At 65.7% G+C, this 24,311-nt stretch carries 23 protein-coding genes; 12 read left to right on the forward strand and 11 right to left on the reverse strand.

Features of this window, described 5'->3' with window-relative positions; genetic code table 11:
• The first annotated feature begins 8 nt into the window (after positions 1 to 8).
• The 4 genes from V9L17_RS05170 (at position 9) to V9L17_RS05185 (ending at position 3,341) form a co-directional block, all read left to right on the forward strand.
• The gene (locus tag V9L17_RS05170) at positions 9 to 839 is read left to right on the forward strand and encodes an urease accessory protein UreD (RefSeq protein ID WP_443198008.1); all 831 of its coding nucleotides are present in this window, start codon (positions 9 to 11) and stop codon (positions 837 to 839) included.
• Positions 839 to 1,891 (forward strand): HoxN/HupN/NixA family nickel/cobalt transporter, encoded by a 1,053-nt coding sequence (locus tag V9L17_RS05175; RefSeq protein WP_337350707.1) that lies wholly within the window; start codon positions 839 to 841, stop codon positions 1,889 to 1,891. Before V9L17_RS05170 ends, V9L17_RS05175 begins: the two co-directional genes overlap by 1 nt.
• A gap of 10 nt (positions 1,892 to 1,901) precedes the next feature.
• On the forward strand, positions 1,902 to 2,870 hold the full coding sequence (locus tag V9L17_RS05180; RefSeq protein ID WP_337350708.1) for a serine hydrolase domain-containing protein: 969 nt from the start codon (positions 1,902 to 1,904) through the stop codon (positions 2,868 to 2,870).
• 111 nt (positions 2,871 to 2,981) lie between these two features.
• Positions 2,982 to 3,341, forward strand: coding sequence for a DUF1801 domain-containing protein (locus tag V9L17_RS05185; protein WP_337350709.1), 360 nt, complete (start codon positions 2,982 to 2,984; stop codon positions 3,339 to 3,341).
• A 69-nt stretch (positions 3,342 to 3,410) separates the two neighbouring features.
• Here V9L17_RS05185 and V9L17_RS05190 read toward each other — a convergent pair whose 3' ends face one another.
• Together V9L17_RS05190 and V9L17_RS05195 are read right to left on the reverse strand one after the other, a co-directional pair.
• Positions 3,411 to 3,875 (reverse strand): transferase, encoded by a 465-nt coding sequence (locus V9L17_RS05190; protein WP_337345522.1) that lies wholly within the window; start codon positions 3,873 to 3,875, stop codon positions 3,411 to 3,413.
• Positions 3,859 to 4,401 (reverse strand): MepB family protein, encoded by a 543-nt coding sequence (locus V9L17_RS05195; RefSeq protein WP_337350710.1) that lies wholly within the window; start codon positions 4,399 to 4,401, stop codon positions 3,859 to 3,861. Before V9L17_RS05195 ends, V9L17_RS05190 begins: the two co-directional genes overlap by 17 nt.
• Before the next feature lie 175 nt (positions 4,402 to 4,576).
• Here V9L17_RS05195 and V9L17_RS05200 point away from each other — a divergent pair, with 175 nt between their 5' ends.
• On the forward strand, positions 4,577 to 5,329 hold the full coding sequence (locus tag V9L17_RS05200; protein ID WP_337345524.1) for a GAF and ANTAR domain-containing protein: 753 nt from the start codon (positions 4,577 to 4,579) through the stop codon (positions 5,327 to 5,329).
• A 76-nt stretch (positions 5,330 to 5,405) separates the two neighbouring features.
• On the forward strand, positions 5,406 to 5,570 hold the full coding sequence (locus V9L17_RS05205) for a hypothetical protein (RefSeq protein ID WP_337350711.1): 165 nt from the start codon (positions 5,406 to 5,408) through the stop codon (positions 5,568 to 5,570).
• 43 nt (positions 5,571 to 5,613) lie between these two features.
• On the opposite strand, the gene V9L17_RS05210 is transcribed toward V9L17_RS05205, so the two are convergent.
• From V9L17_RS05210 to V9L17_RS05230, 5 genes are all read right to left on the reverse strand, one after another.
• Positions 5,614 to 5,829 (reverse strand): transcriptional regulator, encoded by a 216-nt coding sequence (locus tag V9L17_RS05210; protein WP_104174334.1) that lies wholly within the window; start codon positions 5,827 to 5,829, stop codon positions 5,614 to 5,616.
• A gap of 60 nt (positions 5,830 to 5,889) precedes the next feature.
• The gene (locus V9L17_RS05215; RefSeq protein WP_337350712.1) at positions 5,890 to 6,888 is read right to left on the reverse strand and encodes a carbohydrate kinase family protein; all 999 of its coding nucleotides are present in this window, start codon (positions 6,886 to 6,888) and stop codon (positions 5,890 to 5,892) included.
• 108 nt (positions 6,889 to 6,996) lie between these two features.
• Positions 6,997 to 7,791 (reverse strand): ATP-binding cassette domain-containing protein, encoded by a 795-nt coding sequence (locus V9L17_RS05220; protein WP_337345527.1) that lies wholly within the window; start codon positions 7,789 to 7,791, stop codon positions 6,997 to 6,999.
• Positions 7,788 to 8,837, reverse strand: a complete 1,050-nt coding sequence (locus tag V9L17_RS05225) for an ABC transporter permease (RefSeq protein WP_337345528.1) — start codon at positions 8,835 to 8,837, stop codon at positions 7,788 to 7,790. Before V9L17_RS05225 ends, V9L17_RS05220 begins: the two co-directional genes overlap by 4 nt.
• A 27-nt stretch (positions 8,838 to 8,864) precedes the next feature.
• Complete coding sequence (locus V9L17_RS05230) at positions 8,865 to 9,977, reverse strand: substrate-binding domain-containing protein (RefSeq protein WP_337350713.1); 1,113 nt, start codon at positions 9,975 to 9,977, stop codon at positions 8,865 to 8,867.
• Positions 9,978 to 10,141: 164 nt separating this feature from the next.
• On the opposite strand from V9L17_RS05230, the gene V9L17_RS05235 reads away from it, so the two are divergent.
• Positions 10,142 to 11,143 carry a LacI family DNA-binding transcriptional regulator gene (locus tag V9L17_RS05235; protein ID WP_337350776.1) on the forward strand — a complete coding sequence of 334 codons (1,002 nt, stop codon included), beginning with the start codon at positions 10,142 to 10,144 and terminating at the stop codon, positions 11,141 to 11,143.
• Positions 11,144 to 11,202: 59 nt separating this feature from the next.
• Positions 11,203 to 11,496 carry a putative quinol monooxygenase gene (locus V9L17_RS05240; protein ID WP_337345530.1) on the forward strand — a complete coding sequence of 98 codons (294 nt, stop codon included), beginning with the start codon at positions 11,203 to 11,205 and terminating at the stop codon, positions 11,494 to 11,496.
• A gap of 121 nt (positions 11,497 to 11,617) precedes the next feature.
• Here V9L17_RS05240 and V9L17_RS05245 read toward each other — a convergent pair whose 3' ends face one another.
• A complete protein-coding gene (locus tag V9L17_RS05245; protein WP_337350714.1) occupies positions 11,618 to 14,266 on the reverse strand; it encodes a GH32 C-terminal domain-containing protein in 2,649 nt (882 codons plus the stop codon).
• A 231-nt stretch (positions 14,267 to 14,497) separates the two neighbouring features.
• Between V9L17_RS05245 and malQ the strand changes: the two genes are divergently transcribed.
• Positions 14,498 to 16,756: a 4-alpha-glucanotransferase gene (gene malQ / locus V9L17_RS05250; RefSeq protein ID WP_337350715.1), complete on the forward strand. Its 2,259-nt coding sequence runs from the start codon at positions 14,498 to 14,500 to the stop codon at positions 16,754 to 16,756.
• Entirely contained in the window at positions 16,753 to 17,661 is a 909-nt protein-coding gene (locus V9L17_RS05255; protein ID WP_337350716.1) for an SDR family oxidoreductase, read from the forward strand. The genes malQ and V9L17_RS05255 overlap by 4 nt, the downstream gene beginning before the upstream one ends.
• Positions 17,662 to 17,690: 29 nt before the next feature.
• Here the strand turns inward: V9L17_RS05255 and V9L17_RS05260 are convergent, their stop codons facing one another.
• Both V9L17_RS05260 and V9L17_RS05265 read right to left on the reverse strand, forming a co-directional pair.
• A complete protein-coding gene (locus V9L17_RS05260) occupies positions 17,691 to 20,681 on the reverse strand; it encodes an alpha-amylase family glycosyl hydrolase (protein ID WP_443198009.1) in 2,991 nt (996 codons plus the stop codon).
• A 285-nt stretch (positions 20,682 to 20,966) separates the two neighbouring features.
• A complete protein-coding gene (locus V9L17_RS05265) occupies positions 20,967 to 22,013 on the reverse strand; it encodes a lactonase family protein (RefSeq protein WP_337350718.1) in 1,047 nt (348 codons plus the stop codon).
• 195 nt (positions 22,014 to 22,208) lie between these two features.
• On the opposite strand from V9L17_RS05265, the gene V9L17_RS05270 reads away from it, so the two are divergent.
• Positions 22,209 to 23,057, forward strand: a complete 849-nt coding sequence (locus tag V9L17_RS05270) for a putative protein N(5)-glutamine methyltransferase (protein ID WP_337350719.1) — start codon at positions 22,209 to 22,211, stop codon at positions 23,055 to 23,057.
• A 261-nt stretch (positions 23,058 to 23,318) separates the two neighbouring features.
• Here V9L17_RS05270 and V9L17_RS05275 read toward each other — a convergent pair whose 3' ends face one another.
• Entirely contained in the window at positions 23,319 to 23,528 is a 210-nt protein-coding gene (locus V9L17_RS05275; RefSeq protein WP_337350720.1) for a hypothetical protein, read from the reverse strand.
• A gap of 91 nt (positions 23,529 to 23,619) precedes the next feature.
• Here V9L17_RS05275 and V9L17_RS05280 point away from each other — a divergent pair, with 91 nt between their 5' ends.
• Positions 23,620 to 24,267, forward strand: coding sequence for a DM13 domain-containing protein (locus V9L17_RS05280; protein ID WP_337350721.1), 648 nt, complete (start codon positions 23,620 to 23,622; stop codon positions 24,265 to 24,267).
• Positions 24,268 to 24,311: the final 44 nt, after the last annotated feature.

A 24,311-nucleotide genomic window follows, 5' to 3' on the forward strand; every position in this document is an offset into this window, starting at 1 on the left:
AGTCGCCGATGGGTGCGCTTGAACTGCAAGTCACCGTTCGGCAGGGGCGGTCGGTGGCCTCGCACCAGTTTCATCAAGGCGCCTTGAGAGTCTTGAGGCCGCATTACCTTGATGAGTCTGGGCAGGTTTGCTACGTCGTGGTGAATCCTGGCGGGGCTTATCTTGGGGCTGATTTGTTCCTCATCGACGTAGAAGTGGGGGATGGGGCTGATTTGTTGTTGACTACGCAGTCGGCGACGAAGATTTATCGGACTCCGGGGTCTTTTGCCGAGCAGCGGATGACCCTGCGGCTGGGGGAGGGGGCCCGGCTGGAGCTGACGCCTGACCAGCTGATCGCCTACCGGGAGGCCAGCTACCGGCAGAACACGCACATCACGGTGCGGCCGTCGTCGAGCCTGGTGATGGCTGAGGTGATCACGCCTGGCTGGTCGCCGGACGGGGCGTCCTTCCGCTACGAGGAGCTGCGGCTGCGTAATGAAATCCGCGTGGAAACCAGGGATCGCGGGCAGCTGCTGGCCCTCGACAACCTCCTGATCCGGCCGCCCGCCGGTGACGTCACGGGGCTGGGCTTTATGGAGGGCTTCAGCCATCTCGGCTCGCTGGTGGTGGTGGACCCGCGTGTTGACCAGGCGCTCGCCGATGAGCTCCACGCTGTCAGCGCAGAGCACCAGGCGCACACCGGCATCTCCCTGACCCGCTCTTTGGCCGGGACCACCGGACTGGTGCTGCGCTCACTCTCGAACAGCACGGAGGAGCTCAACGGCCTGCTCGGCGCCTGCACGGCGCTGCTACGGGAACGCTGGTATGGGCAGGCGCCCCTGAACCTGAGGAAGTACTGATGACCGCCCTGACCCAGTTCGCCGTCATGTACCGCGAGCGCGACACCCTGCCGCTGCGGACCCGGCTGTTGTTCACCTTTGGTGCGGTGGCCGCCCTGCACATTGCCGCCGTCGTACTTCTGTTCACAGGGACAGCGGGAGGCGGCCAGCCGCTTGCCCTGGGCCTGGTGCTGACCGCGTACCTGGCGGGCGTCAAGCACAGTTACGATTGGGACCACCTAGCTGCGATCGACAACTCCACCCGCAAGTTCGTGGCGCAGCGTCAGGACCCGGTCAGTGTGGGCTTCGCGTTCAGCCTGGGCCACAGCTCGGTGGTGATCCTGGCCGGCGTCCTGGTGGTGGCCGGCGCCACCATGGTGGGGCAGTTCATGGAGGAAGGTTCCGCCGGCAACCTGGTGCTGGGCCTGATCGGCAACGGGGTGTCCGGCCTGTTCCTGCTCGCGATGGGGATCTTCAACGGCTCCGCATTCGTCCGGGCGGCCCGGGCCTACCGGGGCGCACGGGCCGGGGGCGGTATCGCCGTCGAGGACCTGGAAGCGAAGGGCCTGGTGGCGCGACTCCTGGCCAGGCCGCTGTCCCGCGTGCGCCGGCCGCGGAACATCTACGTGATCGGATTCCTGTTTGGGCTTGGCTTTGACACCGCCACCACCATCGGCCTGCTGGTGATGACGACGGCGGCCTCGCTGGCCGGCGTTTCTCCGCTCGCCCTGATCGCCCTGCCCGTCGCATTCACCGCCGCCATGACGCTCTGCGATTCGCTCAATGGCGTGGCGATGATGCGGATGTACCGCGCGGCCCTGGACGACCCGCAGCGGAAGCTCGGCTTCAACGCTGCGGTGACCGGCATCTCCGCGCTCTCTGCACTCTTTGTCGCAGTCATCACGCTGGGAGGCTTCGTCAACGCAGCGTTCGGGCTGGAAGATCCGCTGACCAGCTCGCTGGGCGCCATCGACCTCGGTGACGCCGGGCTCCTGCTGGTTGCCCTGCTCCTGGTGGTGTGGGGAGCGGCGTCCCTCCCTCGGCGGGACAGCACTGCAGGGCGGACTGGGTAACGTAGGCGCCATGGATCTTGATGCCGGTCAGATGGACGGGTTACTGGGCGAACTGCGGCGCTCGCATCCCCGGCTTGCCATTGCCACCGTTCTCCGGGGGGAGACCACCACCACGGTCACCGGAGTCCAGCCTGAGGCGGACTTCGAAATTGGCTCCATTTCCAAGGCGATCACCGGGCTCCTCTACACGGATGCTTGTGGCCGCGGCGAAGTTCTGCCATCCAGTACCTTGGCGGAGTTGCTGCCCCTGGGCGACTGCCCGGCCGGGCAACTCACCCTCGCATCCATCAGTACGCATTCATCAGGCTTGCCTCGGCTGCCCCGTTACGCCGATATGTGGAAGCGTTCGTACGCCCTCTGGCGGCACGGCCGTAACCCCTACGGCGAAGACTTGGCGGAGTTGCTGGCCCAGGCGCGCACGGTTCGGCTGAAATCGCTCCGCCCGCGGTACTCAAACCTCGGATTTGAACTGCTCGGCCACGCCGTGGCCGCCGGGGCAGGGCTGACCTTCAAGGAGTTGGTTGCCGAACGCCTGAGCAATCCGCTGGGACTCACTGCCACGTATGTACCCGCGACGGAAAGCGAGCTGGGTCCCCAGGCCCTCACCGGTACCAACCGGAAGGGCCGCCGCCAGGATCCCTGGCTGGGCGAAGCGCTCGGCCCGGCCGGTGGCATCCGCTCCACCATCACGGACATGGCTGCCCTCGCGCGGGCCCTGCTGGATGGATCCGCACCTGGCCTCGCGGCCCTGGAACCTGTGGCCACCTTTGCAGGGCCGGCGGCACGCATTGGTGCTGCCTGGATGACACTGGAAGCCAAAGGCAGGACGGTGACGTGGCATAACGGGGGCACCGGCGGTTTCAGCTCCTGGATCGGCCTGGATCGCGAAGCCGGCTCCGCAGCTGTGCTGCTCTCGGCCACCACCGGCTCGCTGGACCGCCACGGCTTCAGAATCCTGGCGCAACTCACGCAGCCGTAAGATCCCAGGGGCTGTGTGGTGCCCGGCAGGTTCCTAGACTGGGGGGATGATCACAGTCAGCGGCACCGTGGAAACCCGAGGCACAGCCACCGCATCCCGGAAGGCCGGATCATGTCCAACCGCAATCCAGAGGTAGACACCTGGCTGGCGAACTATGCCAACCCCCAACGCGATCTGGTGGCCAGGGTCCGTGAGTTCATCATGGACCTGTCGCCTGAGCTAAGCGAAGCCGTGAAGTGGCAGGCGCCGACCTTTATGTACAAGGGCAACATTGCTTCGTTTTTCCCCAAGGCGAGGAAGAACGTCACGCTGATGTTCCACCAGGGCGCAACCATCAATGACCCGCTGGGGCTTCTGGAAGGTGAAGGGGAAACCTCCCGCGTGGCCCGCTTCCTTGATGCGGCCGACTTCGAAGCCAAGAAGCCGGCGCTGGAAGCTGTCATCGAGGGCTGGATCCGGGACCATTCCTAGGTCCCGGACGCGGCGCCTGCGGACCGCTGGTGAAAAGGCACAGACGACGACGGCGGGACGGGCACCCGCTTAGGCGGCTTGCCGGTTCTGGGCCTTCCGCGACCGTGGCTGGGCGCCGCGCTTTGCCGGCACGGCACGGGGCCTGCGCCGGGGCTCCGCGGCGACGTGGCCGCCGTCGGGAACCCTGCTGTCAGCGTGCAGGCTTGAGCCGTGTTCGATGACGGCACCGGCTCCGATGCGCGAGTGGCTGCCGATGTGGACACGGTTGCCGATGACCGTTCCATGGCCCACATGCACGGCGTCCCCGATGACGGTACGTTCGCCCACCTGTGCCTGGCGGTCGATCCAGCTGCCGTGGCCCACCCGTGAGCCTGACCCGATCCGGGCTCCTGGCTCGACGTAGGTCATGGACCCCAGGCGCGCACTTTCAGCGACGTACGCCCCTGGGCCAACAAAGCCCCCTCCGTTGGCGTGCCGCCGGTACCGGATGACCCTCCCGGCGTCGTCCTCAACTGATTCAATCTGCCTGCTCATGCCGTCCTTCTCCAAGGCTCGGGGACATTCTCCCGTGCATAGAGTTAACGGTGGGGAAACCCGGTGGATTCCCGCCGAAGTAGAACTCAAGCTGCCAGCGCTGGGTGGCCTGCGCCGTCCGGTTCGTGGGGGCCGACCCTGGCGGGTACACGCGCATGGCCCGCTTTCCGCCCACGAAGTCCGTGGACACCACGCCGCGGGCGAGCAGCGCGTCCAGGGGAAAGGCGAAATGCCCGAAACCGTCTTCGCTGCTGACACCGACCACAAACAGGTCAACTCCGTCGGAGGCGTCGAAAGACCGGATGGGACCGCCGCCGTCGGGGGCCGTCCGCTGCCAGAGCGTGACAAACTGGCCTGCCTTCTTCGGGGTTGTCCTGGCAGCACGGAAGGCCGCCAGGAGTCCGTCGACGTGGAACGTGTGCGCCTCATAGTCGCGGCCTTCGATGTCAGCCTCTGGCTCCGAGACGGCAAATCCAAGGGTTCGATAGTGGGAAATGATGGCCAGCAGATGCGGAGACAGAGGCATCCCCGGAGCATACCTTTAGTGTGTCGATGCAGGTGAAAGGCTTGTGGGGTCTGGCAGGACCATGCCGTCAGCTATTCCGCACTACAGGCGCCGGGAGTAAGCTTCAATGACCGGAGGCGGTAGCCGGCCTGCAGCGTTGAGGCTGGCTTGGCTTGCATTGTGTTCAGGGGGGACATTGGTAGCCGCAAAGGTCTCAAACAACGAAGTTTTCACTGATGTTGCTCTGCACCTCCAGGACCTGGTTCTGGGAAATCCGTGCGTGGAGCAGGTGCTGGGGGACTTGGCCGCGTATGCGGCCGGCCGGCTCAGCATTCGGGGCGAGGAAGTATCCTGCGGGATTTGGCTGGTGCGGAGCAGGAAATCCAGCACTGCTGCCGGCAGCGATCCGCCCGCGCGCCACATGGTGCGGGCGGAGGGCAGCTGCGGGCAGGGTCCGGGAGTCTCGGCCAGCGACCACAAGGAAGCAGTACACGTTCCGGACCTGCGGCTGGAGGAGCGCTGGCCCCAGTACACCCGGGCGGTGGCAGGGCAGGGCATCCTGTCGGCCCTGTCCGTGCCCCTGACGCTGGAGAGTCCCAGCCGGGGTGTGCTGAATCTCTACAGCCGTTTGCCCAAGGCGTTCGACGGACCATGTATCGACAGGGCTGAAGCCTTCGCCGAACAGGCGTCGAAGGGCCTGAGGCTGGTGCTGAGGCTTGCGCGGCTGCAGGACACCCGTGACGAGCTGAAGGCCGCGATGGAGTCCAGGACGGTCATCGATCTTGCCACTGGAGCCATCATGGCCAAGCACAAATGCAGCCAACACGCAGCATTCAAGGTCCTCCTGCGAGCCTCGAACACCCGCAACATCAAGCTCCACGATGTGGCATCCCAGGTGGTAGCGACGCTCTCAGGAAACCCCGGAGCCGTCACCCATTTCAACGAATAGCTGCGTTCCCTGCACCAGCCCAACGGGTGCGCGGGACATCGGTGCCCGTCGGAGACGGTCCGGCGCAGTTGCCGCGATGCTGTTCCTGCCGGTTGCTGCGGTGATCTTCGTGAGCCGCCCGCCGGATCCCTTCACTGTGCTGCGTGCCCCGTCGCAGTGGTGCGGGATTGGGCTCATTGTCATAGCCAACGCCGGCGCGCTCCTGTTCCCCGGCCGCAGCTCATCCAGCCGCTTCGACTAGTTCCAGCCGGTGAAAACACAGAACCTGAACAGATGGTCCGCGTCTACTGTTTCCCGTATTTCCGGTGGACCGCCTGCTTGCTCACGCCCAGGCACAGCGCAATTGCTTCCCAGGACAGTCCTGCCTGCCGAGCCTTGCGGACCAGGGATGCCTCGGTCCTTCCCACTTCCTTCTGCAGCTCGGCGACCGCATACAGCGCTTCCGCAGGACCTTTTCCGTCCATTGACGCAACGAGTGTCTTCATTCGCTCCACCTCCATTCGTCAACTTTAGTTGACGAATGGAGGCACGTCAACATATGTTGACGTGCCGTTTGGGGCTTATCGGCTCTGGGCTACGAGATTCTCATGGCCGCCCGGCACGGGCGCGGCCAGGTCGGACTCCGGAAGGTCCGCGGCCAGCTCGGCGGCTGTGGGCGGATTCGCGCCCGGTCGGCGCACTGTGATGGCTGCCGCCTTCGAGGCCGTCTGCCCGATGGCGGTCAGGACGTCCCGTCCCAGGCCCTCGGTCCGGCGGAAGAGGAGCCCGTAGATCAGCGCCGCCATGTATGAGTCACCGGCGCCGATGGTGTCAGCCACTTTGGACCGGATGGCGGGGATGAAGAGCTGGGTGGCAGGGGTCGCCAGCAGGGACCCTTCCCCGCCGCGGGTCACCACCGCCAGCCCGGCACCCAACGTGAGGATCCGTCCGGCGGCGGCCTCGAGGCTGACTCCCGGGTAAAGCCAGGCGGCGTCCTCGTCGCTGAGCTTGACCACGTCTGTCAGGGGAACCAGGTCTTCGAAGATGTTCCGGGCTTCTGCCTGGCTGCCGAGCAGGGCGGGGCGGATGTTTGGATCGTAGGTGACCAGGCACTCACGATGTGACTGTTCCAGAAGTGCCCTCACCGCCGTCGCGCCCGGTGCCAGGAACGTGGCGATGGATCCGGTGTGGAGCACTTTGGGCAGGTGGGCGGGGGCAATGCGCGGCAGGTCCCAGCTGATGTCGAAGTCGTACTCGGCTGAGCCGTCCGCGGCAATGGTTGCCGTGGCGGACCCCGTGCGCGTGGCGTTGTATGAGCCCCGGAGGAGTTCGACGCCGGCGCGCTGCAGGTGCGCCGCGATCGCCTCGCCGCGGGCATCCTGGCCCAGTGACGTCAGCAAGGCCGTGGAAACTCCGAGGCGCCCCAGGCCATAGGCCACGTTCATCGGCGAGCCGCCCGGATGTTCGATGGGGCCAGTGGGGGAGGCGACTACGTCAACGAGTGCTTCGCCGATGACAATGACGTCAGGGGCCGCCGCGGGGGGAGTTGCTGACGTGGGGCTGGGGGAGGTGCTGTGCACGGGGAGCCTTTCATGGGGCCGTCCGCGGGCCTGGTGCAGGCCCGCGGACGGAGGTGGAGATCCATCGGGTTGGGGATGGGATGGGGTGATGAAGGGATTAGTGCTGGATCACGCGGTGGCCGCGCCGGTCATGATGGCCACCGCATCGGTCATGGTGTGGGACTGCGGGGTGATGGTGGCTGCGCATTTGCCCAGCCGCTGGATGTGGATCCGGTCCGCCACGTCGAACACGTGCGGCATGTTGTGGCTGATCAGGATGACGGGCAGCCCCCGGTCCCGGAGGTCCCTGACGAGTTGCAGGACCTGGTTGGACTCCCGGACGCCGAGCGCCGCCGTCGGCTCGTCCAACACAACCACCTTGGACCCGAACGCTGCGGCCCGTGCCACCGCCACGGCCTGGCGCTGGCCGCCGGAGAGGTTCTCCACGGGTACCGTGACGTCCTGCAGCGTGGAGATGCCCAGCCGGGTCAGCTCCTCCTTCGCCTTGCGGCGCATGCCCTTGGTGTCCAGGACGCGGAAGATGCTGCCGAGCGGACCAGCCACGCGTTCCTCCCGGCCCAGGAACAGGTTGGAGGCAACATCGAGCGCCGGTGAGACGGCGAGGTTCTGGTAGACGGTTTCGATCCCGTGGGCGCGGGCGTCCTGCGGGCGCTTAAAGTGGACCGGCTGGCCGGACACCATCAGCTCTCCCGAATCGGGAATCTCGGCCCCGGTGAGGCATTTGATCAGGGTGGACTTGCCGGCGCCGTTATCGCCGATGATCGCCAGGACCTCGCCCGGGTAGAGGTCCAGGCTGACGCCGTCGAGGCCTACCACCCGGCCGAAGGTCTTGACGAGGTTCCTGGCCTGCAGGATGGGCTGGCGGACCTCGGTGCCGGCGGATTCCAGCTGGGACGCGGTCATGACTTCACCTTTCGGATCCACTGGTCGATGGACACAGCGAGGATGATAAGAACGCCCACGGCGAGGGTCTGGTACAGCACGTCCAGGCCCGCAAGGGAGAGTCCGTTGCGGAAGACGCCGACGATCAGCGCGCCCAGGAGGGTTCCCCACACCGAACCGCGCCCGCCGAAGAGGCTGGTTCCACCGATCACGACGGCGGTGATGGAGTCGAGGTTCAGGTCGACGCCGGCGTTGGGGCTGGCTGCGTTGGTGCGGCCGATCTGGATCCAGGCGCCGATGGCCAGCACTGCCCCGGCGGCAAGGTAAACGCTCATGAGGACTTTGTTCACCGCGATGCCGGCCAGGCGGGCGGCTTCTTTGTCATCGCCGACGGCGTAGACGTGCCGGCCCCAGGCGGTTTTGCCCAGGATGAACGCGATGGCGATGTAGAGAAGCAACATCACGACGACGCCGGTGGAGATCCGCACAGGGCCCACCGGGAAGGTGCTTCCTGTCCAGGTCAGCAGGTCCGGCATTGCGGAGCCGCGAACCGTCGCTCCGTTGGAGTAGAGCAGCGTCAGCGCGATGAAGATGTTGAGCGTGCCCAGCGTGACGATGAACGGAGGGAGGCGGAACCTGGTGACCAGGAACCCGTTCAGGGCGCCGGCTGCGAGTCCGACGACCAGGCCTGTGAGCAGAGCAACGGGTGCCGGCAGTCCGTTGTTGACGGCGAGTTGGGCCACGACCATGGAAGAGAGGATCATGACGGCTCCGACGGACAGATCGATGCCGGCGGTGAGGATGATGAGCGTCTGGGCGATGGCGAGGGTGCCAACGACGGAGACCTGCTGGGTAATCAGGGACAGGTTCTCAACCCGCAGGAACCTGTCATTGAGCAGTCCGAACACAACGACGGCGATGAGCAGGACGAGGGCGGGGCTGACGGCGGGGTAGCGGTGCAGGATGTTGCGTATCCGGCTGAGCGGCGTCCTCCGATCGAGGAATTCTTCTGCCAGGTCCGTCTGCTTCCCTGCGGCGGGCGGACCGGCGGTCTGTTGCTGGGTCACGGTTTCTCCTGAGATCGTTCTGCCCTCTTACTTGCCCCAGCAGATGTCGCTGGCCTCGGTCGTGGTGATGCTCTTGACGCCGTCTGCGGGCTTGTCCGTAACCAGCTCAACGCCGGTGTTGAAGAAGTCCAGGCCCTCGGAGTTGGCAGGCTTCTTGCCGGTCTTGGCCAGTTCGACGATGGCTTTGACGCCCATTTCGGCCATCTTGACCGGGTACTGCTGTGCGGTGGCGCCGATGACGCCGGACTTCACGTTGTCCACCCCGGCGCAGCCGCCGTCTACGGAGACAATCAGGACGTCCTTCTCCTTGCCGGCTGACTTCAGGGCTTCATATGCGCCCGCTGCGGCAGGCTCATTGATGGTGTAGACAACGTTGATGTTGGGGTTCTTGGACAGGAGGGTCTCCATGCCGGTACGGCCGCCGTCTTCGGCACCTTGGGATGCCTGGCTGCCAACGATCTCGTATTCGCCGCCCTTGCCGCCGGTGTACTTGCCGGTCTTGGCCTCGTCACCGTTCTTCTTGGCGTCCGCGGTGTCGATGCCGAGTCCGGTCAGGAAGCCCTGGTCGCGGTTGTAGTCAACGGAAACTACCTTGTCGTCGAACAGGTCCAGGAGGGCGATGGTGGCTTTCTTGCCGGCAAGCTGGGTTGCGGTCCACTTGCCGATCAGCTCTCCGGCAGCAAAGTTATCGGTGGCAAAGGTGATGTCCGCGGCGTCGGCGGGGTCCGGCGGGGTATCCAGGGCGATGACAAAGAGTCCGGCGTCCTTGGCCTTCTTCAGGGCGTCCACCACGGACGGGCCGTTGGGGGTGATCAGGATTCCCTTGTCGCCTTTGGAGATAGCGTTTTCGATGGCCTGGATCTGGGTGTCTTCGTCGCCGTCGGCCTTGCCGGCGGCGAGCTTCAGGTCAACGCCGTCTGCCTCCGCTGCCTTCTTCGCGCCTTCCTGCATGGAAACGAAGAACGGGTTGGACGTGGTCTTGACGATCAGCGACACGCCCACCTTTTCGCTGGAGTCGGTGCCAGAGGTGGCTGGGGAATTTCCGCCGCAGGCGGTGAGGCTCAGGGTGCCGAGGGTCAGGACCGCTCCCGCGGCAACCAGGCGGCGGGCGATGGTGCGCGGTGTCTTGGAAGTCAACATTGAATCTCCTGGGTTCGTGGCACATCCCGTGCCTGACAACGATGTCAGGCATCATGTAATCAGCGTCACACGGTAGAGTCAAGGTAAATTCGATGATGAAGGACGAAATCATGACAACGATGTCGAATCGTTATTCGGCAGACCCAGCCAAGAACCGGCCAACGATGCGCCATGTGGCCGCGCTGGCCGGAGTGGGCATCAAGACCGTCTCGCGGGTGATGAACGATGAGCCGGGAGTCTCCGAGGCCACCAGGCAGCGGGTTCTGGGCGCTTCGCAGCAGCTGAACTACCAGTTGGACTTGGCGGCGGGCAGCCTGCGGCGCGCCGGACGCCAGACACTCTCCATGGGGCTGCTACTGCCCAGCGTGGCCAACCCGTTCAGCAGCGAGATCCACCGCGCCATGGAAGACACGCTGGCGGCTCGTGGCATCGCCGTGTTCGCGGCCAGCCTGGACGATGACCCTGAGCGGGAGAAGTCGCTAGTGGCGGCCTTCCTCGGCCGGCGCGTCGATGGCCTTGTACTGACCCCCATTGCCCGCAGCCAGGCCTATGCCATCCCGGAACACTCCAGGGACCTGCCCTTGGTCTTCATTGACCGCGAGCCCGTAGGCATAGAGGCCGACGCCGTGGTGACGGACAACGCCGTCGGCGCGGCGCGGGCGGCTGCGCACCTTATGGCCCACGGCCACACGAAGCTGGCATACCTGGGCGACCGTCCGGACATTCAGACCGCCCGGGAACGCCGGCGTGGCTTCATCGAGGAACTGGGCCGGGCGGGGCTGCCCACCGCCGCTATGCCAGTTCGGGAAGGACTCCACAACGAGGAAACAGCCAGGCAGGCGGCTTTGGAGATCCTCACCGCCGAGAACCCTCCCACGGCGATCTTCTCCAGCCAGAACCTCGTGACGTTCGGCGTCATGCGCGCACTGAAGGAACTTGGCGCCAGCCGCAGCGTGGCATTGGTGGGCTTTGACGACTTCGCCCTGGCGGACATGATGGAGCCAGGCATCACCGTCATTGCGCAGCACCCGGAGCGGATCGGCAAGCTCGCCGCCCAGCGGTTGCTGGCACGCATCGACGGCGACGAGCAGCCGCCCCAGACCTATGTTGTACCGTCCGAACTCATCCAGCGCGGCTCCGGCGAGCTCCCGCCGCCCGCCGGCTGAACCGACCAGGCCCAATCATCAGCAGATCCAGAGAATCCAGAAATCCAGAGGGGACAACCATGACAAAGACGCTCTACGCCGAATTCACCGTCAAGCCCGGCAGCGAAGACCGGGTGGCGGAGATGATGCGCCAGTTGACTGCGGAAGTACGGCGGGAACCGGGGAACCAGCTGTTCCTGCCGTATACCCGGGAAACAAATCCGCGTGAGTACTTCGTGTTCGAGGTCTACGAGGACGACGCCGCCTTCCAGGAACACATCAGCGCAGATTACGGCGCCCGGTTCAATGGCGAGCTCGCGGACTTGATCGAAGAGGACGGCTCCGTACTGACTTGGCTCCAGCCGGTCCACTGACCACCCGCGCCACTTATTTCCCGCGCTATAGACGCCAAAACCCGGGCTTGTCCGCAACTCCGAACCGTTATGGCAAGGAACTGCGAACAAGCCCGGGACTGGAGAGCCGGGACGGCGCAGGCTACTGCTGGCGGTCCTTGACCGGCTTCGCCACAGTGCTGAACATCGACTGCGCCAGCGGTGTCACGGTGACCGATTTCAATTGCGCCGTGCCGCCGTCGGCAAAGAGCGCCACTTGGTTGGCGCCTGCCGCAGGGAACACCTGGTCCGTGATGGTCCGCTGCCCGCCCTGGGTGAAGACCTCCACCGAAGACCTGTCGAGGTACACCCGGAGGGTCACGGTGCCGTCAGCGTCCAGGGTTACGGGCGCAGAGTCCACCGACGTGAACAGTGGGTGGAAGCCGGTGTCTCCCGAATTCTGCCGGTCCACGTACACCTCGCCGGTGGTCCGGTCGTAGCCGATCACCGTGGCGGCGTTGCCGTTCCCCAGCACGGTGATTCCGGCACGGGACGCTGTGCCCGGTGCGAGGGTAACGTCGATCCTCTGGACCTGGCCCCAGGCGGCCGCGGGAAGCGCAGTGGTGCCAGGCGTGATGTCCCGGGCCCGCTTCTCGGCGTAGCTTGGCTTGGAGGCAAGGTCATCCACCTGCTTGACGGCCTTCTGGGTGAGGCGTGGCCCGTCCGCAGTCTGGGTCAGCGCCACTTCCCTGGGCAGTGACATGGCACTGCGCCATGGTGACGTAGGGATGGCCTGCGCGTAATCCCAGTTGTTCATCCAGCCCAGCATGATGCGCTTGTCCTGGGGCATGTTGGCGAAGGAAACCGACGCGTAGTAGTCCCGGCCGTAGTCCAGCCAGTCGTACGTCTGGATCCGAGGGGTGGCTGCCTGCTCCGACGCCACGAACTCATCTGCCAGGATGTGGCCCCAGCCAAACCGGTTGTTGTCCACCACCCTGATGCTGGCCTGCCGGCCCTTGAATTCGGCGACGTTCCACGAGGCCCAGTCCAGGACCTCGCTGTTTGCGCCTGTGGCTGTCCGGACCACCTGGCCGTCCACCACCAGGTTTACGGTGGTCTCGTCGGACCGCGGCACTGCGGCCTGGTCCGTGAGCATCACGTGGTCCAACGTCAGGTGGCCCCAGCCGCCCGTGGCCTGGTCCACGACCCGCAGCTGGGCCTCCTGTCCGGCGAACTCCGCAACATCCCAGCCCTTCCAGTTCAGGGCGCCGGAATCATCCCCGGCCAGGCTGCGCACCACGTTGCCGCCCACCAGCAGCTGGACCTCCAATTGCTGGCCGGAGCCTGCGGCCCGGTGCCCGCCGCCCACCAGCATGCTCATGAAGTTCCGGGAGAGCGTGAACGACGGCGACGTCATGGTTCCCTGCCTGTCGTCACCGGGTGCGCCGCCAGTCTCAAACGTGTTGATCCGCTTGGCGCCTATAAAGAAGTCGCCGCCGGAGGTAGCGGGTTGGAAAGTCGGTGCCAGGTCGCCCGTGCCGGACCACCCGGCGTCGGCCATTGATGTTCCGTCCGGAACCTCGAAGCCGTCGAACAGCAGGTCGCCGGCCGGCGGGGTGTTGTCCAGCTTGTCCGAGACGCGGGGGTGTTGGCCGCCGCCCACGAGGAAATTCAGGTAATCGCTGGCGACGGTGAACTGAGGCGATTCGGCGGTGCCGAGGGGCCAGTCGCCGTCGTTGAAGGAGTTGATCAGCCCCGCCCCGGCAAAGCCGCTTACCGTGTTTTGTCCCGGCAGCGAGCCGGCCGCGGGTGCATCTCCGAACGGGCCGTTCTTCCAGTTGCCGGGCTCATTGGCTACCGTCCAGCCATCGTAGGTGCCGTTGTTGAACCCTGCCAGCGGAGTCCCGGCGGGCAGCGTGTCGCTGCCCTTGGTGGTCTCGGAAGTGAAGGTGGTGCCGTCGAAATTACCCACAAAGTACTGCCCGGCCGATCCGCCAGCCACGCCTCCGGGATTGATGTTGACCACCATGACCCATTTGATGTTGGAGGGGTCGCCGTCCACGGCCAGGGGGAAGAGGTCCGGGCATTCCCAGAGCCCGCCCGTGGCGTTCGCAGGCCCGAACTCGCTCAGGAGTGTCCAGTCCTTGAGGTTGCCGGATTTGTACAGCAGGACCTTGTGCTCCATGGCTTCGACGGCGGCCATTACCCAGTAGCCGCCGCCATCTGGCGTGCTGTACCAAAAGACCTTGGGATCGCGGAAGTTTGCCGAGTTGCGGTTCAGCACCGGGTTGGCGTCGTACTTGGTCCACGTCTGCCCGTCGTCAACGCTGTAGGCCAGCGACTGCGCCTGCAGGCCTGCATGGGGCGAGCCCGGCTTGTAGGCGCTGGTATAGACGGCCACCAGCGGCGGGTTCTCCGCGGTTCCGAACCCCGAGGTGTTGTCCTTATCCACCACGACGCTCCCGGAGAAGATGTCCTGCTGGTCATCGGTGGCGATGGCCAGCGGCTGTTCCTTCCAGTGCGTCAGGTCGGTGGAGGTGGCATGCCCCCAGGACATGTTGCCCCACGTATTTCCCGACGGGTTGTGCTGGTAGTACAGGTGGTAGACGCCCTTGTGGAAGACCATTCCGTTGGGATCGTTCATCCAGTTCTGTTGCGGTGTGTAGTGGTAAGCGGGCCTGTGCTGCTCGCCGCCGAGGGGCGTTTCTGAGCCCCAGGCCGGAACCGATCCGGCGAGTGCTGCGGCGAGGCTGAGGCCTGCCAGGGTAAGTGTCGAACAGGTACGGACCGTCCGGGATTTATTGATCTGCATGGATAGGGGCTGCCCTTCATCGCGCGTGCCTAGTTAATAGACAACGTTGTCAGTGTCAGGAACGGTAGGGGATGTCCACCAGACAAGTCAACGGTTCGAAGCGGCGTTGGAGCACTCGGCGGCAGCCCCTGCAATAATCGGAACAACAGTTTTGCGCGGGGGCTGTTCGGCTCCCGTGTGGCAGGAATCAATGTAAGTTCGGGCCCATTACACCAGGCGAGGCGGACATCCATGAAGGCTCCAGACCAGCAGTACGCGCAATTCTCCGGAACGCCGGGTCCCCCCGGCGGCGGTGAGGCGGCTGGTCCCGGGCCGGTGGATCAGCACCTCCTGCAGCGGCTCGCGGACGCACACGGCGTAGGGACGTCGTTCCACGGCTGGGACGGACTGCCGCACAGCGTCGCGCCCGAGACCCTGATCAAGGTCCTGGCGGCGCTGGGGGTGCCGGCGCATTCAGACGAACTGATTGAGGCAGCACTGGCCGAGGCGGAACTGGCGCCATGGCGCCGGATGCTGCCGCCCGCCGTCGTGGTTCAACAGGGTGAAGCCGCGCAGGTTGCCGTCCACGTCCGGGACGGAGCCACTGCCCGCCTGCACGTGGAGTTGGAGACTGGAACGGGCGAGCCAGTGGACGCCGTCCAACTGGACATCTGGGTGCCTCCGCGGGAGGTGGACGGTGTGCCTACGGGGCGCGCAACGTTCGCAGTCCCGGAAGGGCTGCCGCTGGGCTGGCACACGCTGCATGCAGAGTCCGACGGCGTTACGGCCCAGGGTGCGCTGGTGGTGGTTCCGGCGCGGCTCACTACAGCCGAGCCCTTGCTTGAGCGGCGTGGCTGGGGCCTGGCGACTCAGCTGTATTCAGTGCGCTCCAAACGATCTTGGGGGATCGGCGACTTCGCGGATTTGGCCGATCTGGCCACGCTCAGCGGTGCTCGCGGAGCGGACTATGTGCTGGTCAATCCGTTGCATGCCGCAGAGCCGGTCCCGCCGGTCCAGCCTTCGCCGTACTCTCCGTCCACGCGCCGGTTCTTCAATCCGCTCTACATCCGGGTGGAGGATATCCCCGAGCTTGCCTACCTGAAACCGCGAAAGCGCGCCACGGTGGACCGGCTTCAGGAGCAGGTCCACGGCCTGAACAGGGACGCTGAGCGGCTTGATCGAAACGCCGTGTACGCTGCCAAACTCCAGGCCCTGGAGCTGCTTTACCACGCCCGGCGCGCCCCGGCGCGGCAGGCGGCGTTCGAGGAATTCTGCCGAATCTCGGGCCAAGGCCTGGACGACTTCGCGCTGTGGTCCGCCATCCGCGAGGACCTGGCGCCGGACGACCCCCTCTGGACCGACCCGGACTGCGCGCTGGGATCTCCGGAAGCCGAGGCGCTGAGGGAAAAGCTGGCCGACCGGATCGGCTTCCATCGCTGGCTGCAATGGATCTGCGATGAACAGCTGGAGAACGCGCAACAGGCGGCTCGCCGGGCCGGGATGCGGCTGGGCGTCGTCCACGACCTCGCCGTCGGCGTCGACCTGAGCAGCGCAGACGCCTGGACGCTGCGCGATGTCCTGGCGCCCGGGATCAGCGTGGGTGCGCCGCCGGACATGTACAACCAGTTGGGGCAGGACTGGAACCAGCCGCCGTGGCATCCCGGACGGCTGGCGGAGGCCGGCTACGCACCCTTCCGGGACATGCTTACTACGGTGCTTCGGCACGCCGGCGGCATCCGTGTGGACCACGTGCTGGGCCTTTTCCGGCTGTGGTGGGTCCCGGCCGGCAACTCGCCGCGTGACGGCGCCTACGTCACGTACGACCACAACGCACTGATCGGCATCCTCGCCCTGGAAGCCCAGCGCGCCGGGGCCGTGGTGATCGGCGAGGACCTCGGGACGTTTGAGCCCTGGGTGCGTGACTACCTTGCCGCCCGCGGCATTCTGGGCACGTCCATCCTGTGGTTTGAGAACGACGGCGACTCCCCCCTGCCGCCCGAAAGGTACCGCACGCAGGCCCTCGCCAGCGTCAACACCCACGACCTGCCGCCCACTGCCGGCTACCTGGCCGGCCACCATGTGGCGCTGCGGAGCAGGCTGGGCCTGCTCGAACGCTCCGAGGCTGAGGAACTGGCCGACCACACGGCCACGCTGGAAAAGATGATGGGCCTGCTGCGTGAACGCGGACTGCTGCCGGAAGGTACTGAAAGCGCAGGGGGCGGCGCCGGCGAAGCGGGCAGCGGAGTGGGCGGCCACGGCTCCGAGGAGCGCACCATCGAGGCGCTGCACCGCCTGCTGGCCCAGTCGCCGTCGGTCCTGCTCGGCGTTGCCCTCGTGGACGCAGTAGGGGAGCGGCGGGTGCAGAACCAGCCCGGAACCACCGAAGCCCTGTACCCGAACTGGCAGGTCCCGCTGGGCGGTCCGGACGGAAAACCGGTGTTCATCGACGACCTTCCCGCCAACCCGCGGTTCAACGCCTTGCTGGCTGCTGTCTCGGAGGCCCTCTCATGACTGGTGGACCAGTCCTTGTAGTGGGTGGTACCGGCATGCTGGGGAGCCAGGTTGTCTCGGAGCTGCTCAAACGCGGCAAGCCGGTGCGGGCGCTGGTGCGTCCCGGATCGGACGCCTCCCGGCTCGAAGCCGCCGGAGTGGAGATCGCCCGGGGCGACATGCTGGACGCGTGGTCGCTGCTGCGGGCGATGGAGGGCGCCCACGCTGTGATCACCTCGGCCGCGGGCTACACCCGGCACCGCAAGGGCGACACCCCCAAAACCGACACCGTTGGCAACACCAACCTGGTGGAGGCCGCCAGCCGCACGGGCGTCCGGCGCTTCGTGCTCACCAGCATCCTCACTTGCGACCAGACCCCGCAGGTTCCACACTTCTGGCACAAGAAGCTGACGGAAGACCGGCTGGAGGCACTGGGTGTGCCGTTTGTGGCGCTCCGTCCCGGCGCTTTCCTGGACCAGGTCACGCGGTTCGGCGGCGACCCCTTCAGCAAGGGCCGGCTGAGGTGGATGGGGTCTCCCCAGGTCCCGCTGACCTTTGTGCTCACGTCCGATCTCGCCGGCTATCTTGCGGAGGCGGTTGACCTTCCGGGCCTGGATGGCCGGCGTATCGACATCGGCTGGGACAGGCCGGTGGGGATGCAGGACGTTGCCGACATCGCCGGGCGGCTCACCGGCAAAGCCCTCACAGTCCGCTCCGTCCCCGCGGGGGTAGTCCGGGCGGCGGGGACCCTGCTGGGGCCGGTCAGCCCCATGGTCAAGGACCTGTCGGCCATGATCTCGTGGTTCCAGACCGGCCGTTACGTCGCGGACACCACCCTTCAGCGGCAGTTCTTCGGCGAGCCGCCCACTGCCGAACTCGCCATCCGGCGGTTTGTCACGGGCCTGGGGCAAAAAGTACGCCCCTAGGCCCGTGACAAGCCAGGCCCGTGACCCGCCTAGCTCGCGGTGAGCAGGTGGGTGAAGTGGTCGTACCGGAAGGTGACCGGGCCGCCGTCGTGCGTGTAGGAGATATTGCCGCCGTTGGGCACCCCGCCGGCCCCGTAATTCACGCCCCAGTCACGGTCCAGCGCCGCCTTGAACTCATATGTACCGGCCGGCAGGGCCGGCACGGACAGCTTCCACACCAGCGTTGCCGGGTCCAGCGTCAACTGGGCCTGGTCGCAGGCAGGATCCCAGTCGGCGGCGCACCCGAGTTCGGTGTCCAGGCTGCCCGCGATGGCCACCGCGCCCGGCTGTTGTGCGGCGTAGACGGCGGTGAGGATGTGGGAGCTGTTGTCGTAGCGGAACGTTACCGGCCCACCGGGGTGGTCCAGCACAATGTTGGCCCCGTTGAGGACGCCGCCAGCTCCGTAGTTCACGTCCCAGTTACCATTGAGCGCGGCCTTGTATTCGTACTGGCCAGCTGGCAGGTCAACCGTCAGCCGCCAGATTTTGTCCGCCGGGTCCAAGGTCATCATGGCCTGCGGGCAGGCAGGATCCCACTCGCCGCAGCCCATCTGCAGGTTCAGGTTCCCGGCAACAGTCACCGAGTCAGGCTGCGGGGCCTCACCCACCACCACGGAACGCGGTTCGCTGACCACACTGAAACCAGGCCCGGTCATGCTGGCGCGGTACTGCACCTGGGTGCCGTCTTCCAGCTTCGAAACATCGTCCGTCACTGAATAGACAGGTGATGAGTCGTCTGAGCCCACAGCTGTCCAGTCGCCGCCGGACACGCTGCGCTCGAAGGACACCACGTGGCTGGCTTTTTCCGGATCGGCTGTGGCGCTGAGTTCCACGGAACCCTCCACGCTGCTGCCTTCAACGGGCTTCTGCATAGCCAGGATCGGAGCAGGGACCGCGGCCGTGCGGGACTGGCTGGTGGCCGTGTGGCCGCCGTTGTCCAGCACGGTGGCACGGTACTCAAGCGGGGTCCCGGCATCCAGGGCAGCTACGTCATGGAACACCTGGTAGGGAGCCGTGTCATCCGTGCCGATCGGGGCCCAGTCGCCGCCCGCCGTTTTCGCCTCGAAGGTGACCTCATAGAACGAAGTACCGCCGACGTCGGCCGTTACCTTGATCCGGCCGTTGTCAGCGGGTGCCGCGGCAGGTTCCTGGAGTTCGACGGCGGGGGCTGCCTTGGAGTGCGGAATGCGACCCGAGGACTGGTAGACCACGGCGGAGAGTGGCGGGACAGTGACCGTCAGCTTCCCGTCCGCGGAGGTTTTCACCTCGGCGGTGCCGTCACCGTAGATCTTCGTGTAGTTGCGTTTGCCGATGTAGGTGGGGACGTCCGCCGTCTGCGGCTGCTCACTGTTGTTCAGGGCCACCACGTATTCGCGCTGGTCTTCCGCATCCGTCCGGGAGAAGGCGTAGATTCCGGGCCCGTCCGAGGCCAACCGGTGCTGGTGGGCGCCGTCGCGCAGGGCCGGGTGTTCCTTGGTCAGGGCCGCGAGCTGGCCGATCTTGGAATAGAGCGGGTGGCCGGTGTTGAAGTTGTCGGTCGCATGGGTGGCGTTGGTGCCCAACAGGTCATCGTCGAGGTACTCCGGAACCTGGCTGGCAAAGAGCGTCTGCCGGGCGTCCTGGTCCCCGCCCGGGCCGGTGAAGCCCTGCTCGTCGCCGTAGTAGATGACCGGGTTGCCGCGGGAGAAGTACATCAGCTCGTGGGCCAGTTGGTCGCGTGCTACCTGCTCCGTGTCGGTTGCTCCGGGGTTGTCCGCGGCGATGAAGCTGCCAATGCGGCCCATGTCGTGGTTGCCCAGGAAGGTGGGCAGTTGGTAGACGTTGGAATCGGCGTCCGTGTACCAGTCATCGCCTGCGAAGAAGGTCTCCAGGGCGCGCGTGTCCTGGCTCTTGGACGCGAAGTTCCTGGCGGCGTCCTGGAAGGGGAAGTCCAGCACGGCCTGCATCTCGTTGCGGGTGGTGAACTGGGAAGTAAAGCTCTTGGTGGTGTCAAAGACTTCGCCGAACATAAAGAACTCGTCCTTGCCCTGTGCCTTGGCGTAGTTGAGAACTTCCGGGCCGAATTCCTGCCAGAATTCGTTGTTGACGTGCTTCATGGTGTCGATCCGGAAGCCGTCCACCCCGAAGTCGCCGATCCAGGTCTTGTAGATCTCTTCCATGCCGTCCACCACAGCCGGATGCTCCGTGAAGAGGTCGTCCAGGCCGAAGAAGTCGCCGTAGTAGGAGTCTTCGCCCACGAAGGTGGTGTCTCCGCGGTTGTGGTACAGCGTGGGATCGTTCAGCCAGTTGGGGACTTTCAGGTTTTCTTCCGCGGGGTCCAGCACGGGAACATAGGGAAAGGACGTGCCTGCACTGAGTTCCGGGAAGTCGTCCGAGCCTGCGAAGTCGCGGTCGTCGAATTCCGTGCCCGCCGCCGTCTTGTACGGTTCAGTGTCTTTGGAGACGTAGGGACGCCGGGCGCCGTCCTCGTAGCCGATGACATCCGCCGTGTGGTTGGTGATGATGTCGAAGTACACTTTCATGCCCCGGGAGTGCGCCTCGTCGATCAGCGCCTGCAGTTCTTCATTGGTGCCCAGGTGGGGATCGATCTGGGTGAAGTCGGTGACCCAGTAGCCGTGGTAGCCGGCCGATTTGTCCTCGGGCTGGACTGCTTTGTTCTTGAAGCTGGGGGTCAGCCAGATGGAAGTGGTGCCCAGGCCCTGGATGTAGTCGATCTTGTCCAGCAGGCCAGCCAGGTCCCCGCCGTTGTAGAAGCCCTTCCTGGTGGGGTCGAAACCGGACACCATGGGGTCGGTGCCCAGGCCGCCGTCGTCATTGGCCGTATCCCCGTTACTGAAACGGTCGGCCATCACGAAGTAGAAGTTTTCGTCCGTCACCGGTGCGCGGAGTGAGTGACGGGCCGACGACGACTCCGGATTTTTGGGACCGGGCGCGGCGGTGGCAGGGAGCACCGCACTTGCGACGGCGACGGCCGCGGCCAGAAGGCCGGCTGCAGCACGGAAAGGTGTGGTGTGCGGGAGCGTTTTGCCGTGGGGAGTACTGCGGGTTCGGCTGGCTGGTTCGAGGCGTGGGGTGGAGCCTCTGGGGGTGCGGGAATTCACGTCAGGAGACCTTCCTGGTAGCGGCGTTGCTGTGCAGGGCCCTGCTCGCGCGGGGCGCAATAACAGGGTGGTGGTCCGACAGCCAGGAGTCGGGCTGTGAACCAAGTCACAACTGTAAGCGCTTGCACTGAATAAATCCAGTGTTTAGCGAATGCCCTTTTTGGTCTAGTTTGAAGGCACCAACGCGGTGGGCGACGGGGTCTGCAGGTTGTGGATCAGGGGACCGGGAAGCCCTGTGGCAGGGTCCAGGGCGAACGTGGCGATGTTGTCTGACCGCTCGTGGGCCACATGCAGCCAGCGTCCCCGGACCAGGTGGTGCCGCGGCCAGTTTCCGCCGCTGGCCACGTCCTTGACCGGCGACAGATCGGTGCCGTCCGCCCCGACCCGCAGGACGCCGATCACGTTGGAGCCCCGCACGCCCACATAAGCGTGATTTCCGTCCTGGTCGAGGCAGATTTCTGCCGCAGAGTCCTCCGCGCTGCTTCCGCCGGCAGTTGCCGGACCGCGGTTGATCAGCTCAAACGTCCCGGCGTCTGCCTTGACCACAAAGACTTCGATGGAGTACTCAGACACCACAAAGACGCTTCCACTGCGGTGCTGCACCAAGTGGCGGGGGCCGCTGCCGAAGGGGAGGGCCACTTCGTGGTCGGCGATCAGCCCGGCGCCGGGCTCGTACCGCCAGATGCGCAGGCTGTCATGTCCCAGGTCCGTGGTCATGACGCGTCCATCGGCCAAGATCAGGCTGGCATGGGCGCGGCTCTGACGGGGTTGCCCCGGCGTGAGGCTGCCATGGGGATCGACCGAAGGCGCGGCCGGAAACCGCCCGGTCATCCCGCCGTCGTGATCCAGTTCGTAGAGCAGCACCTGGCCGTCGCCCCAGCATGCGGCGATGAGGAAGCGGCCCAGTGGGTCCACTGCGACGTGGCACGTGGACTCCCCGGCAGGCTGCGGATCACCGAAGGGTTCCAGGCCGAACTCTCCGCTACGGCGGAAGGCCTGCACCATCTGGCGCTGCTCGGCAACGGCGTAGACCACCGGCAACGTGGGGTGCACGGCAATGAACGACGGCGAATCGGCCTTGACCGCCGTCCCCTTCCATTCGAGCGTCCCGTCCTGGTGGGCAGCGAGGGCGCCGATGCCCTCTGCCCGGCCGCCGCCGTCGGCGGTGTAGGTGCCGGTCCAGATCAGGGTCTGCTGCTTCGAGGAAGTCATGGGTTCCATCCTGCCAAGATTTTGGCTCGTGCAGCGGGATTGGGACGTCGGTTAGCATGGAATTTCCAGTCCAGGCAGAAGGAGGTGAGTCCGATTCCCGCTTCGTCAGTTTCGGGTACTCCCTCACCCTGCCGTCCGGACCGCCAGGTTTAGATGACGCGCGGAGTGCCCATCGGCTCACCGAAAGGCGTTCCCATGCCAGCTCCTGAACTACATTCTGACCTTCTGACCTTCGCCAATATTGTGCCCCGGCTGCGCGCCGCCGGCTGTGTTTTCGCTGAAGATGAGGCGCTTCTGCTCCTGTCCGAAGCGTCCGGGCCCGCTGAACTATCCGAGTGGGTGGATCGGCGCGTTACCGGATCGCCGTTGGAATACATCCTGGGCTGGGCCGAGTTTTGCGGACTTCGGATAGCCGTTGAGCCGGGCGTTTTTGTGCCACGCCGGCGCACTGAGCTGCTTGTTTCGGAGGCGGTGGCCATCCTGCGGGAAAGCCCCACGCCACCGGCAGCCTCCTGGCCCGGAGTTGTGGTGGATCTGTGCTGCGGGTCCGGGGCTGTGGGCGTCGCGATTGCTTCCCAGGTCCCCGGTGTGGAACTGCACGCTGCGGACATTGATCCGGTCGCCGTGCGGTGCGGCCGCCGGAACGTCGCGAGGGTAGGCGGGCTGATCCACCAGGGCGACCTGTACGCAGCGCTCCCTTCCACGCTCCACGGACGCGTGCAGCTCTTGGCCGTAAACGCTCCGTATGTTCCCACGGGCGCGCTCCGGACTATGCCACCTGAAGCCCGGGAGTTCGAGCCGCGCGTCTCACTCGACGGCGGCGCCGACGGATTGGACCTCCACCGACGGGTGCTATTGGAGGCTGCGCAGTGGCTGGCGCCGGAGGGCCGCCTCCTGATTGAAACGAGCGAGCCCCAGGCAGCGGGGACTGCCGGGATCATGGCTGCTGCGGGGTTTGCAGCGCGGACTGTCCATGCGGAGGAACTCGACGGCACGGTAGTCATCGGCACCGCCCTCGCCGCTTGTGCCAGGCAGCCGCTCTAGGTATTGGGCGTGCTGAGCCGTTCCGTCCTCACGGATAAGGCGGGATGGCTCACAATTTTGTGGCGGCCCCACTCATATCTGGCAAACGGGCCACCTAATGGTCCTATTCGCTCTTAGCGTCGTTGTGGGGAGTGCAGCCCCGGATGGCACGCCCGCAATATCAGCCCCCCTGAGGTGCCGGGTGTGTGACTGCGTCGGGACCGGCCCGGCAAAGGCGGTGGCCGGCCAGGCCCCTTGGCCGGCCGCCGTATCCGTGAGTCGCTAACTAATTTTCACTGCCGGGCCTGGCTCGGGTACAACCGTCCCGACGGACAAGGATGCCAGAAGGATCCCAACGTTCATCACCAGTGCGGCCAGGCCGACAAGGATGGCTATTTGGTAGCCGCGCTGACCGGTACCGCGCAGACCAGCCAAGGCCCACACCAGCACGATCGCGGAAGTCGTCTGTGCATAGATTTTCACAGCACTCATTCAGCCCTTTGGCGAGTCTTCACTAAATGTTCCCCGGCGGCCGCGCGGCCGCTCCGTTGCGCGGGGCTGCGGATGCGCGGACGATGAATGCATGAGCGGAAAAATCGAGCCTGGTAAGCCCGGGACCCGGGAGCCAATGAGCGGTACCGGGAGCCCATCCCGACGCCGCACGTGGACCATCGCAGCGGTCGTTGCCGCAGTAGGACTGGTGATTGGGCTTGTGGTGTTCAAGCCGTGGCTGCTCTTTGTGGATGTGAGGGTGGACGAACAGCTCCCGATCGTGGCCAGCGCTCCAGCCCAAGCTGAACCAACCCCGCCTACGCCGCTAACGTCCACGCCAGGCACCGCCCCAACAGCCACCCCGACGCCGACACCCACTTCGGCAGGCCCCGTGCAGCTTGCCATGGGTACTCTGATCAGCCATGAGCACACGACCACGGGAACTGTCCGGATCATCCAGCAGGCGGATGGTGCACGGGTGCTGACGCTGGAAAACCTGGATACGTCCAACGGTCCGGATGTGCACGTCTGGCTTAGCGCAGCGCACGTGGTGGAGGGGACCGCAGGGTGGTTTACTGCCGGCTCGGCCGACTATTACGACCTCGGCCTTATTAAAGGAAACCAAGGCAATCAGGTGTACCAGATTCCCGCTGAAGTGGACCTGTCGAAGTACCCGGCAGTTGACCTGTGGTGTGTCCAGTTCAGCGTCTCATTCGGGGCTGCGGAGCTGGTCACCTGAACCCGATGGCGCCAGGCCGCTAAACGCCGCCGGCCGCCGCGTCC

It is taken from the genome of Pseudarthrobacter sp. CCNWLW207, assembly GCF_037203945.1.
GTDB lineage: Bacteria > Actinomycetota > Actinomycetes > Actinomycetales > Micrococcaceae > Arthrobacter.

What these genes read in the sequence shown, in the direction of transcription:
- V9L17_RS05170 (WP_443198008.1), top strand. Translation starts at nt 9, where the DNA reads ATGGGTGCGCTTGAACTGCAAGTCACCGTTCGGCAGGGGCGGTCGGTG.
- V9L17_RS05175 (WP_337350707.1), top strand. Translation starts at nt 839, where the DNA reads ATGACCGCCCTGACCCAGTTCGCCGTCATGTACCGCGAGCGCGACACC.
- V9L17_RS05180 (WP_337350708.1), top strand. Translation starts at nt 1,902, where the DNA reads ATGGATCTTGATGCCGGTCAGATGGACGGGTTACTGGGCGAACTGCGG.
- V9L17_RS05185 (WP_337350709.1), top strand. Translation starts at nt 2,982, where the DNA reads ATGTCCAACCGCAATCCAGAGGTAGACACCTGGCTGGCGAACTATGCC.
- V9L17_RS05190 (WP_337345522.1), bottom strand. Translation starts at nt 3,875, where the DNA reads ATGAGCAGGCAGATTGAATCAGTTGAGGACGACGCCGGGAGGGTCATC.
- V9L17_RS05195 (WP_337350710.1), bottom strand. Translation starts at nt 4,401, where the DNA reads ATGCCTCTGTCTCCGCATCTGCTGGCCATCATTTCCCACTATCGAACC.
- V9L17_RS05205 (WP_337350711.1), top strand. Translation starts at nt 5,406, where the DNA reads ATGCTGTTCCTGCCGGTTGCTGCGGTGATCTTCGTGAGCCGCCCGCCG.
- V9L17_RS05210 (WP_104174334.1), bottom strand. Translation starts at nt 5,829, where the DNA reads ATGGAGGTGGAGCGAATGAAGACACTCGTTGCGTCAATGGACGGAAAA.
- V9L17_RS05220 (WP_337345527.1), bottom strand. Translation starts at nt 7,791, where the DNA reads ATGACCGCGTCCCAGCTGGAATCCGCCGGCACCGAGGTCCGCCAGCCC.
- V9L17_RS05230 (WP_337350713.1), bottom strand. Translation starts at nt 9,977, where the DNA reads ATGTTGACTTCCAAGACACCGCGCACCATCGCCCGCCGCCTGGTTGCC.
- V9L17_RS05235 (WP_337350776.1), top strand. Translation starts at nt 10,142, where the DNA reads ATGCGCCATGTGGCCGCGCTGGCCGGAGTGGGCATCAAGACCGTCTCG.
- V9L17_RS05240 (WP_337345530.1), top strand. Translation starts at nt 11,203, where the DNA reads ATGACAAAGACGCTCTACGCCGAATTCACCGTCAAGCCCGGCAGCGAA.
- V9L17_RS05245 (WP_337350714.1), bottom strand. Translation starts at nt 14,266, where the DNA reads ATGCAGATCAATAAATCCCGGACGGTCCGTACCTGTTCGACACTTACC.
- malQ (WP_337350715.1), top strand. Translation starts at nt 14,498, where the DNA reads ATGAAGGCTCCAGACCAGCAGTACGCGCAATTCTCCGGAACGCCGGGT.
- V9L17_RS05255 (WP_337350716.1), top strand. Translation starts at nt 16,753, where the DNA reads ATGACTGGTGGACCAGTCCTTGTAGTGGGTGGTACCGGCATGCTGGGG.
- V9L17_RS05265 (WP_337350718.1), bottom strand. Translation starts at nt 22,013, where the DNA reads ATGACTTCCTCGAAGCAGCAGACCCTGATCTGGACCGGCACCTACACC.
- V9L17_RS05270 (WP_337350719.1), top strand. Translation starts at nt 22,209, where the DNA reads ATGCCAGCTCCTGAACTACATTCTGACCTTCTGACCTTCGCCAATATT.
- V9L17_RS05275 (WP_337350720.1), bottom strand. Translation starts at nt 23,528, where the DNA reads ATGAGTGCTGTGAAAATCTATGCACAGACGACTTCCGCGATCGTGCTG.
- V9L17_RS05280 (WP_337350721.1), top strand. Translation starts at nt 23,620, where the DNA reads ATGAGCGGAAAAATCGAGCCTGGTAAGCCCGGGACCCGGGAGCCAATG.